The sequence below is a fragment of the Nodularia chucula CCY0103 genome (assembly GCF_963923915.1).
GTDB lineage: Bacteria > Cyanobacteriota > Cyanobacteriia > Cyanobacteriales > Nostocaceae > Nodularia > Nodularia chucula.
This window is the reverse complement of sequence record NZ_CAWUOL010000058.1, coordinates 1-17,217: the sequence shown is the minus strand read 5'-3', so window position 1 is coordinate 17,217 and position 17,217 is coordinate 1. Positions and strand designations below refer to the sequence as shown.

Annotated in this window: 11 protein-coding genes; 8 read left to right on the top strand and 3 right to left on the bottom strand. The window is 38.4% G+C overall.

Annotated elements, in window-relative coordinates; all coding sequences use genetic code 11:
• The first annotated feature begins 137 nt into the window (after positions 1-137).
• Entirely contained in the window at positions 138-581 is a 444-nt protein-coding gene (locus ACM0OP_RS15685) for a hypothetical protein (protein WP_414529355.1), read from the top strand.
• Between the two features lie 128 nt (positions 582-709).
• Here ACM0OP_RS15685 and ACM0OP_RS15680 read toward each other — a convergent pair whose 3' ends face one another.
• On the bottom strand, positions 710-2,107 hold the full coding sequence (locus ACM0OP_RS15680) for an amidohydrolase (RefSeq protein WP_414529354.1): 1,398 nt from the start codon (positions 2,105-2,107) through the stop codon (positions 710-712).
• 128 nt (positions 2,108-2,235) lie between these two features.
• On the opposite strand from ACM0OP_RS15680, the gene ACM0OP_RS15675 reads away from it, so the two are divergent.
• From ACM0OP_RS15675 to ACM0OP_RS15665, 3 genes are all read left to right on the top strand, one after another.
• Complete coding sequence (locus ACM0OP_RS15675) at positions 2,236-3,018, top strand: cysteine hydrolase family protein (RefSeq protein WP_414529353.1); 783 nt, start codon at positions 2,236-2,238, stop codon at positions 3,016-3,018.
• A 163-nt stretch (positions 3,019-3,181) separates the two neighbouring features.
• On the top strand, positions 3,182-3,637 hold the full coding sequence (locus ACM0OP_RS15670) for a cupin domain-containing protein (protein ID WP_414529352.1): 456 nt from the start codon (positions 3,182-3,184) through the stop codon (positions 3,635-3,637).
• 238 nt (positions 3,638-3,875) lie between these two features.
• A complete protein-coding gene (locus ACM0OP_RS15665; RefSeq protein WP_414529351.1) occupies positions 3,876-4,523 on the top strand; it encodes a 4Fe-4S single cluster domain-containing protein in 648 nt (215 codons plus the stop codon).
• Between the two features lie 168 nt (positions 4,524-4,691).
• Here ACM0OP_RS15665 and msrA read toward each other — a convergent pair whose 3' ends face one another.
• Positions 4,692-5,360, bottom strand: a complete 669-nt coding sequence (msrA, locus tag ACM0OP_RS15660) for a peptide-methionine (S)-S-oxide reductase MsrA (RefSeq protein ID WP_414529350.1) — start codon at positions 5,358-5,360, stop codon at positions 4,692-4,694.
• Positions 5,361-5,489: 129 nt separating this feature from the next.
• The gene (locus tag ACM0OP_RS15655; protein WP_414529349.1) at positions 5,490-7,637 is read right to left on the bottom strand and encodes a recombinase family protein; all 2,148 of its coding nucleotides are present in this window, start codon (positions 7,635-7,637) and stop codon (positions 5,490-5,492) included.
• 87 nt (positions 7,638-7,724) lie between these two features.
• On the opposite strand from ACM0OP_RS15655, the gene ACM0OP_RS15650 reads away from it, so the two are divergent.
• From ACM0OP_RS15650 to ACM0OP_RS15635, 4 genes are all read left to right on the top strand, one after another.
• A complete protein-coding gene (locus tag ACM0OP_RS15650) occupies positions 7,725-9,044 on the top strand; it encodes a proton extrusion protein PcxA (RefSeq protein ID WP_414529348.1) in 1,320 nt (439 codons plus the stop codon).
• A gap of 437 nt (positions 9,045-9,481) precedes the next feature.
• Positions 9,482-12,937 carry a helicase-related protein gene (locus ACM0OP_RS15645; protein WP_414529347.1) on the top strand — a complete coding sequence of 1,152 codons (3,456 nt, stop codon included), beginning with the start codon at positions 9,482-9,484 and terminating at the stop codon, positions 12,935-12,937.
• Positions 12,938-12,941: 4 nt separating this feature from the next.
• The gene (locus ACM0OP_RS15640) at positions 12,942-16,514 is read left to right on the top strand and encodes an Eco57I restriction-modification methylase domain-containing protein (protein WP_414529346.1); all 3,573 of its coding nucleotides are present in this window, start codon (positions 12,942-12,944) and stop codon (positions 16,512-16,514) included.
• A gap of 135 nt (positions 16,515-16,649) precedes the next feature.
• Positions 16,650-17,033, top strand: a complete 384-nt coding sequence (locus ACM0OP_RS15635) for a GxxExxY protein (protein WP_414529345.1) — start codon at positions 16,650-16,652, stop codon at positions 17,031-17,033.
• The last annotated feature ends 184 nt before the right edge of the window (positions 17,034-17,217 follow it).

Below are 17,217 nucleotides of genomic sequence, written 5' to 3'. Positions count from 1 at the left end.
CAACCCAAATGCGATCGCGTCCGTAATGTTGTCTAAATTTTAACAATTGCGATCCCTGCTATTTTTCTTTGTGTAGGATAGAGGTATTTAGTCAATTTTTCTATATTTGAACAGTGCGAAAAATCAGACTTTTTATTTTGTTATTATTACTCAGCTTATCCACCCTTCTGGGATTTTCTCATGTCTCTGCTTATCTCTCGGAAAACAGACCGATAGTCGCCTGTGAGGAATGGGGTTTTCATCCGCCAGAACCTGATAAATATTATGCTCATCCAGAAAAGTTAGTGGTAGAACCTTGGCGTGGTCCCCATAATGTCTATGCTTTATTCACTATTCCTGGGGGACATAGTAGTGATGCTTTTTTTACAGTTTCTATCCCCGGCGATCGCACTTATTGTGGCAATTTTCAAAGTAAAGAATTTGTTTCTTCTGGACTTGAGCGACCGAGATATAATTTGGTAGTTAAGGGTTTTTTAAATACTCGGATTGCGCTGAAGTTAATTCTTAAAGGTAAGTTTAGTCAGTTACGGGAAGCTGATAATTGGAGTCTGGGTTATGTACAGCGTTATATCTGGAAATGATTTTTTAAGATAAATATATGGGGAGAGTTTTTATATAGCACTTCCCGCTATTATGAGGTACAAGAACCCCAACCCCCTCCCCGCAAGCGATGAGGGGGCTATGATATACGTTATATAATTGGAAATAGCTATATGTCCATAATTTGGCGATAATGAGTTTCTATTTGGGCGACTGTGGGAGATTGGCGTTTGCTTTCCCACTGACTGCGGTTAAATAGTTCTTGTTTTAATTTATCTAGATTAATGGTGTTAATCTGGCTATTGCTAATAATTGATTTTCCGTTTACCCACGCATTATTGACGACGTTTGTGGGACGACCTAATACTAATAAACCGATGGGATCTGTGCGGGGAAGTAATGATAAATTTGTTAAATCATACATTACTAAATCGGCTTGTTTACCTACACTGAGGGAACCAATTTGATCAGCGATATTTAATCCTGTTGCACCTCCCAATGATGCCATTTCTAGGGATTTTCGGGGTGTGATCCAGTTTTGATATTCTGAGTCGGTAATGTTGTGCAGGATGGAACCGATTTTGATGGCTTCTAGCAAGTCTTGGGAGTCATTACTGGAAGCACCATCACAACCAAATGTGACGTTTACCCCGGCTTGGATATATTTTAATATGGGGGCGATACCACTGCCTAAACGGAGATTACTTAAAGGGTTATGAACAATTGTACTTTGAGTTTGGGCAAGAATTTTGATATCATGATCTGTGAGCCAGACACAATGTGCTAATGATGTGCGATCGCCTAAATATCCAATCCGGTACAGATGTTCAACAGCAGTACAACCATATTTTTCTTGGGCGAGTTTTTCCTGGGCTTTGGTTTCTAGTAAGTGAGAGTGACGACAAAGATTATAGCGATCGCTTAATTCAATACATCCTTTAAATAAAGCATCACTACACAATTGTATCCCCGTAGGTGCAACTAAAATACTCACACCCTCTTCTGGGCGATGAAATTGCTGCACTGCTGTTTCTATAATTTCTAATGTAGCCGCAGTTGAGCGTAAATAAGGTTCATGGTTTTGCAGTGAGTTTCCCGCAGGTATCCCAGCTGTCAAGGGTTCATCTTGAATTAGCGGCGCAATAAAAGCACGGATTCCCACTTCTTGATAAGCACGCACCGCAGTGGCGATGGTTGCTAATTCCTGTCCGGGAATTAACACTAAATGATCAACAACACTCGTCCCACCGGAAAATAAAGTTTCTACAGCCGTTCCCAAAGCACTGAGATAAACTTGTTCTAAATCCAGGGGCGCGAAGTCATATAATTCCCCTAACCATAATTCTAAAGGTAACATCGACATAATACCCCGTTGCCACATTTCTGATGAATGGGTATGGGCGTTAACAAAACCAGGGAGTAATAGCTGATTGTTACCATCAACAGCAGTACCGATGACATTTAAATCCGGTGAGATCGCCCCAATTTTACCATCTACCACCTGCACATCTACCGTGGCATAATCATCATGGGTAGGAATGAGAACATTTTTAATAGTAAAATTCACAATTAACCTCAAGGTTAGTAGGACAACACAGAAACCGAAATTAACTTTATTTAACCTTAATTAAGTAATCGAACTCACAAGAGAAATTCAAGTTACAAAATTAATAACTGCATGAGATATTCTAATTTATGAATCTACCGTTACGGACATTAGGAGTTGCACCAAATGCTTGGACTGTGAATCAGGCGATCGCAGATATTACCCGTCCGCCAAAACCCCCACAAACCGCTATTTTACCAACAGAAACCAAAACTCTGCATCTAGACCTAGCCAAAACCGCCATCATCGTCGTAGATATGCAAAACGACTTTTGTCATCCCGATGGCTGGTTAGCCCATATTGGCGTAGATGTCACCCCAGCACGTCAGCCCATTGTACCGTTAAATAAATTACTCCCACAACTGCGGCAAGTCGGTGTACCAGTAATTTGGCTTAACTGGGGAAATCGTCCCGACTTATTAAATATGAGTGCAGCAGCACTGCACGTCTACAACCCCACAGGAGAAGGCGTAGGATTGGGCGATCCTTTGCCCAGCAACGGTGCTAAAGTCCTCATGGCGGGTAGTTGGGCGGCGGCGGTGGTAGATGAACTGCAACAGCCCCCAGAAGATATCCGTGTAAACAAGTATCGGATGAGTGGGTTCTGGGATAGCCCTTTAGATAGTATTCTGCGGAACCTGGGAATAACCACAATATTATTTGGGGGAGTTAATGCTGATCAATGTGTCATGACTACCTTATGTGATGCCAACTTTTTAGGCTATGACTGCATTTTAGTCAAAGACTGCACAGCTACCACTTCTCCCGACTATTGTTGGCAAGCCACACTATATAATGTCAACCAATGTTTCGGATTTATCACTGACTCACAAGCAATTTTAAAAGTGCTGCTTGAACATACCGCTTCCTAGTGTACTCAGCTACTTATCCCCGTCCATCGGCGGTTAATTCATATTTATTTTCTGTAATTCTGAACGAACCACAAAGTACGCAAAGTACACAAAGGAAGAGGGGAAATAAGAGGAATGGTTAATTAGAGAGTATTTACAATATCAAATATTAGGGGATAAATAAATGTACGCTACTAGATGTGTAATTCCGATTATTAAGTCACCCAAAGACTATCAAACATATCGCATCAGTCCCAATGATTCTAATCGGTTAGCAATCATCTTTGATTCCATCAATGCCAATACTTCTTTAACTTGCTGTGTAGAAATCTTTGATGTCGGCGGACAAACACCACCAAACAGACATCAATGGGCAGTAGAAATGTTTTTTGTTCTCAAAGGAGAAGCTATAGCTATATGTGATGGTAAGAGCGTAGAAATTAAAGCTGGTGATAGTTTATTAGTACCACCTACCGGGACTCATTTGATTAAAAATACAGGTAACACTCGCCTATACACCTTAACGGTAATGGTTCCCAATGAAGACTTTTCAGAACTAATTCGTAGTGGTATTCCTGTAGAACTAGATGCAGAGGACATGGAAGTATTAGGCAGAACAAATACCTTGATGACCTGTTAAAAAAACCTTTGCAATCAAGACTTTATTCCTCTCATAGCATTTCCTAGTCTAATAAAGTACAAAATCATCTGCGTTTATCTGCGTCCATCTGCGTTTGATTATTACTGCTTGTACCTCACTTGAATAGGAATTGCTATATCTAAAATTAATATTTTTCCCTGATTTTCAGTCAAATCAATAGCAGCAAATTTAGCAGCCTATAGTGACAATTGATTTACTATGCAAACAGAGGAAACAGATGGAAACTAAACCCACAAAACCATCACCAGCACAGACAGAAATTCCTCCTGGATACCTAAACATCATGGGTTACGTGGATGAATCAGAAGTTAATGGCCCCGGTTGTCGTGCTGTTGTCTGGTTACAAGGTTGTCCCCGTGAATGCTCTGGTTGCTTTAATCCTGAGTCCTGGTCTTTTGAGATTAATCAACTAATTTCTGTGGATACTCTGGCTGAAAATATCCTCAGCAAACCTCAAAATACAGGTGTAACATTTTCTGGCGGAGAACCATTTTGGCAAGCCGAAGCCTTAGCTGCATTGGCTCGCAAGCTCAAAGCTGCGGGATTAAATGTGATGTCTTTTACCGGGTTCACCCTCCAGCAACTAAAATCTGAATCTGCTCCACCAAATGCATCTGTATTATTAGCAGAATTAGATATCTTAATTGATGGGCCTTTTGTGGAATCTCTAGCAATTAATTCTCCTACTTCCTTGGTTTCTTCTAGTAATCAAGGAGTTCATATTTTTAACCCAGATTTAGCAAACCAAATGAATTGGGCTAGCGACCAAATCGAAATTCATATTCTCAAAGATGGTCGCCGGATTGTCACTGGTTATCAAGGTGGTTTGGGAAGTGGGGAGTGGGGAGTAGGGAGTGGGGAGTAGGGAGTGGGGAAGGGTATCAGGGAGAAGTGTTGAAACTTCTTAATTGCAAGGGTTTCATGATCTTTTTATGTCCTAACGTCCTTGGCGGTTGCCATAACAACAAACCAGAGACGTTGCTTACAACGTCTCTACAAGGTTTCTACAAGATAAATATTCAGTGTCAGCAACCTAACCAGCGACTTGAGATTCTACTACACCCATGGGACAAGCAACATTCGTTCCCCCTAACCCACAATAACCATTGGGGTTTTTGGCTAAATACTGCTGATGATAGGCTTCTGCGTAGTAGAATTGAGGCGCATCTAAAATTTCTGTGGTAATTTTGCCATAACCTGCTTTGCTCAGAGGTTCCTGATACGCTTCCCGTGATGCTTCGGCTAACTGCTTCTGCTGGGGAGAATAAACATAAATTCCCGAACGGTATTGTGTACCCGCATCATTACCTTGGCGCATTCCTTGGGTGGGGTTATGGCTTTCCCAAAAAACTTTCAACAGTTGAGAGTAGCTAATTATTTTGGGGTCAAAAACAACTAAAACTACCTCATTATGACCAGTCATCCCACTACAAACTTCATCGTAGGTGGGGTTGGGGGTGCTACCAGCAGCGTAACCCACCGCAGTTGTGTATACTCCTGGAAGTTGCCAGAATTTCCGTTCTGCACCCCAAAAACAACCTAAGCCAAATACTGCTTGCTCTAATCCTTCGGGAAAAGGTGCTTTTAAAGGGTTTTTATTGACATAATGTTCGTTGGGTACTGGCATTGATTTTGCTCTTCCTGGTAAAGCTTCCTCTGGAGTGGGGATAGCCAGCTTTTTACCAAATCCAAATAGTCCCATAGTTTTTAACTCTGAATTTCTGTTAAATTTCTTTACGTTACTTAATACTATTGTAAAGAATCTAGTGGAGCTTGGGGTGTTTTGAAAATAAGTGATTGATCATTACCTACTCCATAATTTTCTGTAATTTTACATAAAGGTGTGTACTAAAGGTAATAGCATACCTGTTTGTTCCTGGCCATTTACGGCTAATTGGCTGTGACATAAATACACTTTTTCCCCGACACGAGAGAGTAAATCAGCCAAAATCCGGCGTAATCTGGCTTCTTCTAGTAAGTCTTCATCTGCTGCTGTCCAAGGTTTCCCTAATCTGTCTCTCAAGAACAATGGGGCTGCAAATAAGTTCGCAGCGCCACCTTTTGCCCATAATGGGGAACCAATATCTAACCAAAAATGCCAAGGATGAAATTTTTTACTAGAGCGATATTGAAAAATAGTTGCTAAGGTGACGGCTTTTGTATCTGTACCGATGGGACTCAATGGGTAAGGGTTGGCGGTTACTGTACCCCGTCGAAGTAATTGTATAAATTCGCCAATTGTGGTGATTTCTCCACCTGATATTTTTGGGGTTGTTTGTTGTAAACGAGTATCAATTTCCCAATAATGCTGGGCGGTTTCTAGTAATTCCCGCAATACTGCCATTTGGTCGTAGGGAAGATGGGAATCTCTACAACAAAAGTCCTGAATTGCTAGATATAACAAAGCTGTGGGATTGAGAAGTGAACTTTCTGCGGCTTGAGAACGCTGTGTTTCTAACCACTGTAAAATTTCACTATAAGCTGTGCTGGCGGCATAACCGATACGATCCCAACGCTCAAATGCTGAAACTGGTAGCAGGTGGGGATGGTCGGGATGAGGGACAAAACAGTAATCTGCTATTAGTCCGGCGCGTACTGGGTCTATGGGAGTGGGAAATAGGGAGTGGGGAGTAGGGAGTGGGGAGTGGGGATGTTTACTAAAGACAACTAACATCTCAGCTACGGCTTCTCGATCTATGAGGCGACCTAAACCGGGATAGACTAGTGTGAGCATGGTGAGTAATGCTCGAATTACTGGGGAAGTAATTAAGGGTGTTTGGTCTTGCAGTGATTGGACGGCGATGTTTTGCTTATCGAGGATTTCTACTAAAGTATAACGGGCGATCGCATCTAAACCCGGTGCAATAATGACGATATCTTCTGGTTTGACTCGTCCCGATGTGATAGCTTGAGTAATTTCCTCTGCGATTTTCCGTAACAATTCAGCGCGGGCGGTGGTTTGAATTAACTGCACTGAGTTTGGTAAACTCGACAGCATCATTGATTCTGTAACTAACTCCACCATTGGGGTCAAAAGTTGATCTGTTAGACCTGGTGAGGGTGATGTTGTTAATCTCTCAATTTCACAACGCCCTGCTAAACCCTCCAAATAATTAGGATCTGCTCCCAAACCTAGACGCACTGCACCATCAGGATTATAACTAAAAGCCCCCACTGCACCTTGATCTAAGAAAAAATCAAACAGTTCACGGGCTAAGGCCGGATAATCATCTACATCATCTGCTAGTACAGCTTGATAACGTTGGATTAACTGCTGTTGGTAATAGCGATCGCCTAACAACTTCTGATAAAGTTCACTAATCATCCCATAGGTAAGTAAACCCCTTTCCCAACACCAATTCCGCCAATCTAATAATAAAGATGCCAAAAAATCCGGCTCTAAATCTCTAGTATTTTCATCCCAGCCTGTTTGCAAAATCTCGGCAATATCTTCACAGGGTATACCACTGTAAGCAGCTAATTGGAACACATCCAGAATGCGACGTACCAACCGATACTCATTCACTCCCCCACGGCGCAAAGTGACTGCATCTAATCGATCATGCCAAAGTTTCGTTGCTAATTCCTGTTCAGTTTCCGGCCGTAATCTTAGCGGAAATTGTGCTTTGAGATTTAACGAATGAATCAATAAAGGCCAAAATAAAATAACTTCATCTTGAAAAAAACCCAGCATCGTCTTAGTCCGAACCGGATATTTTCCTTGAGTCGCTGTGACAATTTTATCCGCCAATTTGCGGCGATTCTCACTATTAGCAGCTAAAACCAAAACTCTCGGTGCTGTTTTTTCCAGATGAGAGACTGATTGTAACACCCCAGCTTTTGTCTGTCCTGAGTTTTTAGTATAAAATGGTGCGGAAATATTATTTTCCCCTGACAACCAAGTACAAAAATTTTCCACCAAACGAGTTGTCTTTCCACTACGGCTAGAGCCGACAATCCAAATAGAATGAGAAATCACAAATGCACCCCTTGTAGATTTGCTAGTATACTGCGTGCGTTAACTTAATAATCAGAATCACTAATCAATGGTCAATCATTACCGCCGATGAGAATACCGATTTTTAGCCAAAAAATTTACCCTTATTTACTCTCTGCTTATAGATGGTACTTACTCACCCCAGAACGTTCATTGAATATCGCTTATCAAGCTGCATTAGAAATTAAATCAATTGAAGAACAGCATTTCAATGGTAATAAAATAGACATCAATTCAGCCATATACAGCAACAGTGTAATGGATTATTTTGAGTCAGATTTAAAGCGACAATTAAAGATTGCCCGGATGCGGCTAACAGAATTTCAAGCCAGTCGGTTATTTTCTAATGAATCTCATCGCAAAGCATCTCAAAAAACAGGGATAGACTATCCTAGCCAGGCTTTAATTTTAGAAAAATTAAATTTTATTGATCAAGTTATCTCAAAATATAATAACTTGGAAAATCCGGTGATTTCTCCCAGGTTAGAAAATCAAGCTAAACTTGTGAAAGTTGATGCACTTTCTGCTCCAGCAGCGCCACAAAAAATAGCAAATCAAAATCCAGAGCCGAATAAAAAACAGCGCGGTAAAGCTGATACAATGGGGATACTGCCCCGATCAATTTTAAGTACCATTGGCCGTCTGCAAGTTGAATTAGATCCCAATGCTGAACAAGATGTTGTTCAGAACTTTCGTCAGACCCAAAGAAGAACCATCATATCTATTAGATTTATTTTACTATTAATTATAGTACCTTTATTAACGCATCAAATATCAAAAGTATTAATAGTTGGTCCTTTAATCAACCAATTTAGAAACACCGAGACAGCAGAAATATTCCTTAATTTAGAAATGGAGGAAGAAGCATTATTAGAACTACAAAGATTTGAGGAAAAAATTAAATTTAAGAATTTCATTAGTAGCGCCCCGCCCCTATCTGTGGAAGAGATAGAAATGGAGATGGAGGATAAAGCCCATGAAATTGCGGAAAGATTTCGTCGTCAAAGCGCCAACGCCATTAAAAATGTTTTTTCGGATATTTTATCAGTGGGTGCTTTTATATATTTATTGATTAGCAGTAAGTCTTCTATTGCAGTGCTAAAAGATTTCTTTGATCATGTTGTCTATGGTTTGAGTGACAGCGCTAAGGCATTTATAATTATTTTATTTACTGATGTCTTTGTGGGATTTCACTCTCCCCACGGTTGGGAAGTAATTTTAGAAGGTGCATCACGCCATTGGGGCTTACCAGCTAATCGAGATTTCATCTTCTTATTTATTGCCACCTTTCCCGTGATTTTAGATACTATCTTTAAATATTGGATTTTCCGTTATTTAAACCGCATATCGCCTTCGGCAGTTGCTACATATCGAAATATGAATGAATAACAGAAATCACATGAAAAAATGTACTAATTGTCCTTCACTCCCAACTGGTGGTTTCATGATATCGGATAATGATTGAGGAATGGTTTTTTAAATTCTGGGCGGTATTCTGTAGCGTTATCTCTAAACACAGTATGATTTTTTCTGTATGCTAAAGCAGTCATTCAACGAAATGAAACTTTCGTATAGTGAATTGCAATATAGCATTTTCTAGTCTAATAAAGTACAAAAATATCTGCGTTTATTTGCGTCCATCTGCGTTTAACTATTACTGCTTGTACCTCACTTGCATAGGAATTGCTATAATACCTTGTCCGATTTTTTATGAATTACCGGCAAAATAAGGTATGGAGTCAAATAGGAGTATAATTAATTTTGCTTTATTAATTACTTCTAATAACACACTTGCGAGACTTACCCCCTTTACAAGGAAAGGCTAAATGATATTAGACAATGAAAATAAATATCTGAAAGTTCATGAATGGATTGCAAAATATACAGAGGAAGGTACTGTAGACATTGTTACAGGTTATTTTACTGTTGGGGCTTTAGCTTATTTTTCTCAGCAAATTAATCATAAAATTGCTAAATTTCGATTAGTGCTTGGAGATATTGCTAACTTAGATAAAATCGATAATCACCCGTTAGATTTACTAAATGAGAATATTACCATTGAAGCGGCTCTGAATCTTAGTCTTTTGGCACAGGAAGCTGTTATTTTTTTAAGACAGGACAAGGTTAAAGCAAAAACTTTAGAGCCAAATTTTTGTCATGCGAAGTGTTATTTATTTGAGCCATTGAAGGATGATGATCGCAACAAGTATTTTATTTCGGGTAGTTCAAACTTAACTGAGGCAGGAATTGGATTAAAGCATACGAATAATTTGGAATTGAATATTGCTGAGACGGGAAATAATAATCAATATAAAGAGTTGGTAAAATGGTTTGATGCACTTTGGCACAAACCTCAAGCTCATAAAGAAAAAACTCTCTTATTTAAAGATGGAACAAGCAAAAAGGTTGATTTTAAGAAATATCTAATTGCCGAAATTGAAAAAATATTTATTAGATATACTCCCAGAGATATTTACTACAAGATATTATTTGAGTTGTTTGGCAATCAGGTTTTAGAAATTGAGAATAATCCAGACTTTAATCGTCAAGTGGGGAGATTGGAGAATACTGCTGTTTTTACTGCACTTTATGACTTTCAAAAAAAAGGTGTTTTGAGTCTAATCCGAATGCTTCAGAAATATGATGGAGCTATTTTAGCAGATGCGGTGGGTTTAGGGAAGACTTGGAGTGCCTTGGCTGTGATGAAATTTTTTCAGATGCAAGGACGGGAAGTTATATTACTTTGCCCCAAAAAATTAGAGAGTAACTGGAGACGCTACAAGGAAGATCAAGCATCAAAATTTGAAACCGATAAATTTAAATTTTTCATTCGTTTTCATACCGATATGAACAGCGATCGCCTAAATTCCTATAGCGATCGCGCTGACAAGTTTTTTTGTGATGACAAGCCCAAGTTAATTGTAATTGATGAAAGTCATAACCTCAGAAATGACAAATCTAATCGTTATAAATTTTTAGTTGATCAAATTTTAAAAAACAATCAAGATATCAAAGTTCTGCTTATATCGGCAACTCCAATTAATAACTCCCTGAATGATGTCAGAAATCAATTTAAATTAATGGTTCAAGGTGATGTACATGGTTATGACGCAAAATTGGGTGTAAAAAATATTGATTATTCCTTTAAACAAGCACAGACTATATTTAACGAGTGGCGCAGGGATGCAAAACCTCAAATCGGCAATTTTATTAAAAAGCTCTCAGACAATGATTTTTTTAGGTTAACAGATTCTTTATTAGTTGCCAGAACTCGAAAAATGGTGGAAGGTCAGCAGACAAATTTAGTATTTCCCACCAAGACAAAGCCTAAAAATTTATTTGTGACACCACATCAACTTGGTAATTTTGAAACTTTTGAGGAATTGTTTGAGCATTTCCCACCAATGCTATCAGGATATCAGCCAGCTTTTTATATTGATGATGAATCAGATAACAAAAAAGATATATTACGAGATGAAAAATTGCGCGATCGCTTTCTAGTTAAAATGATTTATATCTTGATGGTGAAGCGATTAGAGTCTTCTTGGTTTTCCTTTTACTCAACAGTTGAAAAAATCAAAGACCATCATCAAAATGCTTTAGATAGGATTAAGGCATATCAAGCAAACAAGGTAAAAACGGCATTATTAGAAAATGGCGTTCATGATTTAGAAAATGATGAAAATGATGATGATTTTACTGAAGCAGTTGAGCAATATACGTTAGGTAAAAAACGCCCGATTAGTATAGCGGAAATTGATCAGGCTGGTAATTTAGATAAATTTAAAGAGGATCTGAAAAAAGATTTAGATGCTCTCGATAAGCTTTCTGTCAATTTACAAAAGTTTGCTGTCAAAATTGATAAAGAGATTAAGAAAACCAATCAGTTGAAATCCTGTGACGATAAATTGGAGAAACTGATTGAAGAGATTATCAAAAAGCGCAATTCAGGAGCAAATAACCATAATCAAAAAGTGGTAATTTTTACAGTCTATCGTGATACAGCGATGTATTTATTTGAGCAGCTTCGAGCTAGAGGTTTTGACAAGATTGCGATTCCTACGGAGCGCTTCGCTATCGCATCGGGGACAGGCTCATACTCAGATGATAGCGATAGCTGCGCTCGCCGAAGGCATCGCAAACAGTCTATGGAAGCGATTCTCGAAAGATTTGCACCATATACCAAACTGTTTTGTGAAAAGGAATGGTCTTTTAACTCTGAAAAATCAGGGCTTGAAGCGTTTGCAGAGTGGAAAAATTGGATTGTTGATCACCATACTGAAACTCACCACAAGCTAAATAAGCCAATAGATATTTTGATTGCTACTGATGCTTTGAGTGAAGGGCAAAATTTGCAAGATGCTGATATGGTGATTAATTACGATATTCATTGGAATCCTGTGCGAATTATCCAACGCATGGGACGGATTGATCGCTTGGGTAGTCCTAATCAAGAAATTTTTGGGATTAACTTCTGGCCATCAGACAATATTAATTCCTATCTCAATTTGCAAGGACGAATTGAGCAGCGTATGGTAGCGATGAAGTTGGCAGGAGCAGAGGTAGATCATGAATTTTCTGATAGCTTTGCCAAGATGGTTCATGATGAAGAATTTGATCAAAAGATGAATGATCTGATGATGCAGCAAATGCAAGTCACTTGGGAAGATATTGAAGTAAGCGATCAAGGATTAGGCTTTGATAGTTTGTCTTTAGAGCGATATCGTCAGGATTTATTAGCAGAATTTAATCGTGACAAGGATAAATATCGCAAAATGCCAAAGGGTGTATATACGGGATTTGCAGCAGAGCAGAAATCTGGTGTTAGTGATGATTTGAGTGAGGGCATTATTGCTTTGTTGGGGTATCCTGCGAAACCACCTAAGAAATTAGATCATCAATATCATGTTTTTGATTTAATTTACATTGATAAATCAGGTAACTTAATTTTAAAAAATCAAAAAGAAGTTTTAGATTTGCTAACCTTGTATAAGGAGAAAGAGCGTTTTGTACCTGATGCAATTGATCGAGGTGAAGCGGTGGTAATTGCAGAGTTGGTGAACGCCCTAAAAACTTGGTTAACCAGTCAATCAGTCCAAACTGAGGAGATGGAAAATGGTTCTGTCAAAGAGACGATGGGTAATGAAACGCTGGGAATTTTGCAAGGTTTAAAAAAAGGTAATAAGGCTTCTATAGATAGGATCAAGCAAAATGTTACAGTTGATGGCAAATATCAGCTTAGTAATTTCGATTTAATCAGTTGGGTTTTAGTAACTGTATAAAATTATGAAACTAACAATATTTAATGAAATAGAGTTTTTACCGGCCTTAAAGAATTTTTTTGGTGAGCTAAATGTACCGATTAATTATGTAGATGATAAGCCCACTTCGGCAGAAAACATATTACAGGATACTTATAAGGATAATAAGTCTTTTGAGTTAATTAATGATGTTTATTTGGTTGGGTTAGTTGATGATGCAGCTTTTAGAGGGAATCAAAGTTTAGAGATTGATCAGATTAAATCTGATTATGATGGAATTTTGGTTTTTGGGATAACTTTGAATGATCGCCTAAATGGTTTATTGCCAACGCGATCGCACTTAGCGGAAATAGCACGGGCTTTTAATCGGGAATTTTGTTATACGCCTGTTGTGGTGGTCTTTAAGTATGGCGATTATCTAGCATTTGCGAATACGGAGAGATTGAAATATAAGAATAATCGAGAAGGTGAGAAAGCGGGAAAGGTGACGCTGCTAAGAGATATTCATATCAGGCAGCCACATTCGGGACATGAACGTATTTTAGCAGAATTAGCAATTCCGAAAACAGGTAAGGATCGGGTATATTCTTTTGCTAAGTTATATGCTTATTGGCAGAAGGTACTTGATGTCAGCCTGTTAAATAAACAATTTTATCAAGATGTTTCAGCCTGGTATTTTCATGCTTGTAAGCAGGTGGTTTTCCCAAAGGATGCTAAGTCTAATCAAGAGAGTTTAATTAGGTTAATTACACGGTTAATGTTTGTTTGGTTTCTCAAGGAGAAAGGTTTAGTTCCTAGTGAATTATTTAATCGTGCTGATATTCAATCTATTCTCAAAAGTGTAGAACCGCAGGAAAGCACTTATTACAAGGCGATTTTACAGAATTTATTTTTTGCAACGCTGAATACGGAAGGTAAGCGCGAATTTATTAAAGACAGTTCGGACGGGCGTAATTCGCAGCACATGGTGCATAATGTGTTCCTCTATAAAGACTATTTTCAGGAGTCTGATCAGGTTATCAAGAAATATTTTGATGATATTCCTTTTTTAAATGGTGGTTTGTTTGAGTGTTTGGATGTTCCGCCTAAAAAGAATACCCCTGAATCAGAAATTAGAATTGATGGATTTAGTAATCATTCTTCTAATGTGTTATTTGTCCCAAATGAATTATTTTTTGATGATTTTCAGGATATGGATCTAAATGCCGATTTTGGCACGAGTCGCAAGAAATATCAGGTGCGGGGTTTATTAAAAATCTTTAAGCGCTATAAATTTACGATTACAGAAAATACTCCCTTTGAGGAAGATGTGGCTCTTGATCCTGAGTTATTAGGGCAGGTATTTGAAAATCTATTGGCGGCTTACAATCCTGAGACGCAGACGACGGCTAGGAAGCAGACAGGTTCTTTTTATACGCCGCGTGAAATTGTTAATTACATGGTGGATGAGAGTTTGATTGCGTATTTCAAGGAAAAACTAAAAAGGAAAAAGAAAAAATTTGCAGAGCAGGATTTTGAGGGGCGGTTAAGGTTGCTTTTGGATTATCAGTCAGTGGTTAATCCGTTTGAGGATGATCAAGAGGCGACTTTGGCTTTAATTGAGGCGATTGATAATTGCAAAATTCTTGATCCGGCTTGTGGTTCGGGAGCTTTTCCGATGGGGATTTTGCAGAAGATGGTGCATATTTTGTCAAAGCTTGATCCGCATAATGAACGTTGGCGCAATCAACAAAAGGAAAGGGAGATTTTACCGTTACAAAAAGATTTACAGCAGGCGCGAAAGATTTCCTATGAGGAGGCGAGGGAGGCTGCTGTCAATCAGTTACAGGAACGTTTGAAGCAGATTGAGACAGATTTTGCCAATAATGAGAAAGATTATCCGCGTAAGTTGTTTTTAATTGAGAATTGCATCTATGGTGTGGATATTCAGCCTATTGCTTTGCAGATTGCGAAGTTACGCTGTTTTATTTCGTTGATAGTCGAGCAAAAAGTAGATGATAAACAACCTAAGGGGGGAATTTTGCCTTTACCGAATTTAGAAACGAAATTTGTGGCGGCGAATAGTTTGATTAGTTTGCCACTTCAGATGAGTTTGCGGAGTCCTGCGGTAGAGGTGAAAGAAAAGGAGTTAAAGGAGGTTCGACAAAAGCATTTTACGGCGCGGTCTAAGGCGACTAAGGATAAGTATCGTCTGCGTGATGAAGAGTTACGCAATGAGATTAGTGGTTTATTAAAGAGTACGGGTTTAGAAACGGCGTTGGCGGATAGTTTGGCGCGATGGAATCCTTACAATCAAAATACTTCGGCGGACTTTTTTGATCCTGAGTGGATGTTTGGGATTGCTGACGGTTTTGATATTGTGATTGGCAATCCGCCTTATGTGAGACAGGAACAAATTAAAGAACTTAAGCCAACTTTTAAGGAACAATTTGATTGTTATACAGGCGTTGCGGATTTATTTGTGTATTTCTTTGAGAGTGGTTACCAGTTATTAAATACTGGAGGCATTTTGAGTTATATCTGCTCAAATAAATATTTTCGTTCGGGTTATGGTGAAAAATTGCGCGATTTTCTTGGCAAAAATACAACGATTCAGCAGCTTATTGATTTTGGTGATACGGATGTTTTTACAGCTATTGCCTATCCCAGCATTATTTTATTTAGTAAGGAAAAACCTAGTAAGGATGCACAGTTAAAGGTGCTTTCTTGGCAGCAAACGGAAGATTTAAATGAGTTTCCCACGGTGTTTGATAATCAAAATTTCTTGCTGCCACAATCTGCACTAAAAGATGATGGTTGGCGATTAGAAAATACACAGATTTTAGATTTGTTGGCTAAGTTGCGAAATGCTGGTAAGCCTTTGGGAGAATATGTAAACGGTAAATTTTATTATGGGATTAAGACAGGTTTTAATGAGGCTTTTGTAATTGATCGCAGCACAAAAGATAAATTAATTGCTGAACATCCTTCTTCTGCTGAAGTTATTAAGCCTTTTTTGCGGGGTCGTGATGTTAAAAGATGGACTATAGATTATCAAGATTTATGGCTAATTTTTACGAGGCGGGGCATTGATATTAAGAAATACCCCGCAGTTGCAAAACATTTATCATTATATGAAGAAAGACTTGAATCTCGTGCAGGTGATTCTAAATGGTTTGAGTTACAGGCTTCCCCAGCAGAAATAGAAAGATTTGAACAGTCTAAGATTATCTATCCCGATATTGCTATTCGTTGCGAATTTGCCTTTGATACTAACAAGTTATTTCCAGACTGTACTTTATTTTTTATCCCATCTCAATCAAAATATTTATTGGGTTATCTCAATTCCAGTATTGTGCAGTTTTTTATCAATCAAATCTGTCCTGCTGTTCGGGGTAATTTTAGACGTTTTAAATCAATTTATGTATCACAAATTCCTATTACTACTGCTGGAGAAAGCTATCAGAGGGCAATAGAACAATTAGTAAATAAATGTTTAGATGCAAAGGGACAGAATGTACAGGAATGGGAAAAAGAAATAGATGAAATAGTAGCGCGTTTGTATGGGTTAAGTGATGAAGAGATGGAGATAATAAAAGGTCAGAATTGCAGATTATAAGGATTACACAGATTACGCAGATGAGATTATCTGATACAGTGACAGACAAGTAAAAACAGTGAAATCCTTTAATCCGTAAAATCCGTGATTCTGACTTTTTTCCGCATAATTCCTTAATCCACAATCTCGATACCTATGGACTTAAAATACCAAGACATCACTCAAAAAATTATCGGCGCATCCTTTGAAGTTCATAAATTTCTAGGTAACGGCTTTCAAGAAGTAATTTATCAACGCGCCCTTGCCTACGAACTCCATCAAGCAGGATTAACCTTTGCCAGAGAAATTGAACAACAAATCTATTACAAAAACCTACCCGAACCAATTGGTATACGCCGCGCCGATTTTGTGGTTGAAGAAAAAGTATTAGTTGAACTCAAAGCAGTAATCCAACTCGAAGACGTACACCTAGCCCAAACATTAAACTATCTCAAAGTATATAAACTCGAAGTTGGATTATTGATTAACTTTGGAAGTAAAAGTTTGACATTTAAGAGATTAGTATTAAGTAACAAATAAAAAAGTCAGAATCGCGGATTATATGGATTACGCTGATTACACAGATTTTGTTAATTTGCTAAGAGAATGTTTCAAAATTAGTTGGCTGTGATTTTAGACACTCGTATATCCCCCTATCCCTGCTTAAAAAGCAGGGTCAGCGCATCTCAAACCCTGTTGACAAGAGGACTTGCCTAATCAGCAA

Bases quoted from the DNA above. Each gene is read 5' to 3' on its own strand.
- ACM0OP_RS15675 (WP_414529353.1), top strand. From the start codon at position 2,236: ATGAATCTACCGTTACGGACATTAGGAGTTGCACCAAATGCTTGGACT.
- ACM0OP_RS15670 (WP_414529352.1), top strand. From the start codon at position 3,182: ATGTACGCTACTAGATGTGTAATTCCGATTATTAAGTCACCCAAAGAC.
- ACM0OP_RS15665 (WP_414529351.1), top strand. From the start codon at position 3,876: ATGGAAACTAAACCCACAAAACCATCACCAGCACAGACAGAAATTCCT.
- msrA (WP_414529350.1), bottom strand. From the start codon at position 5,360: ATGGGACTATTTGGATTTGGTAAAAAGCTGGCTATCCCCACTCCAGAG.
- ACM0OP_RS15650 (WP_414529348.1), top strand. From the start codon at position 7,725: ATGAGAATACCGATTTTTAGCCAAAAAATTTACCCTTATTTACTCTCT.
- ACM0OP_RS15645 (WP_414529347.1), top strand. From the start codon at position 9,482: ATGATATTAGACAATGAAAATAAATATCTGAAAGTTCATGAATGGATT.
- ACM0OP_RS15640 (WP_414529346.1), top strand. From the start codon at position 12,942: ATGAAACTAACAATATTTAATGAAATAGAGTTTTTACCGGCCTTAAAG.
- ACM0OP_RS15635 (WP_414529345.1), top strand. From the start codon at position 16,650: ATGGACTTAAAATACCAAGACATCACTCAAAAAATTATCGGCGCATCC.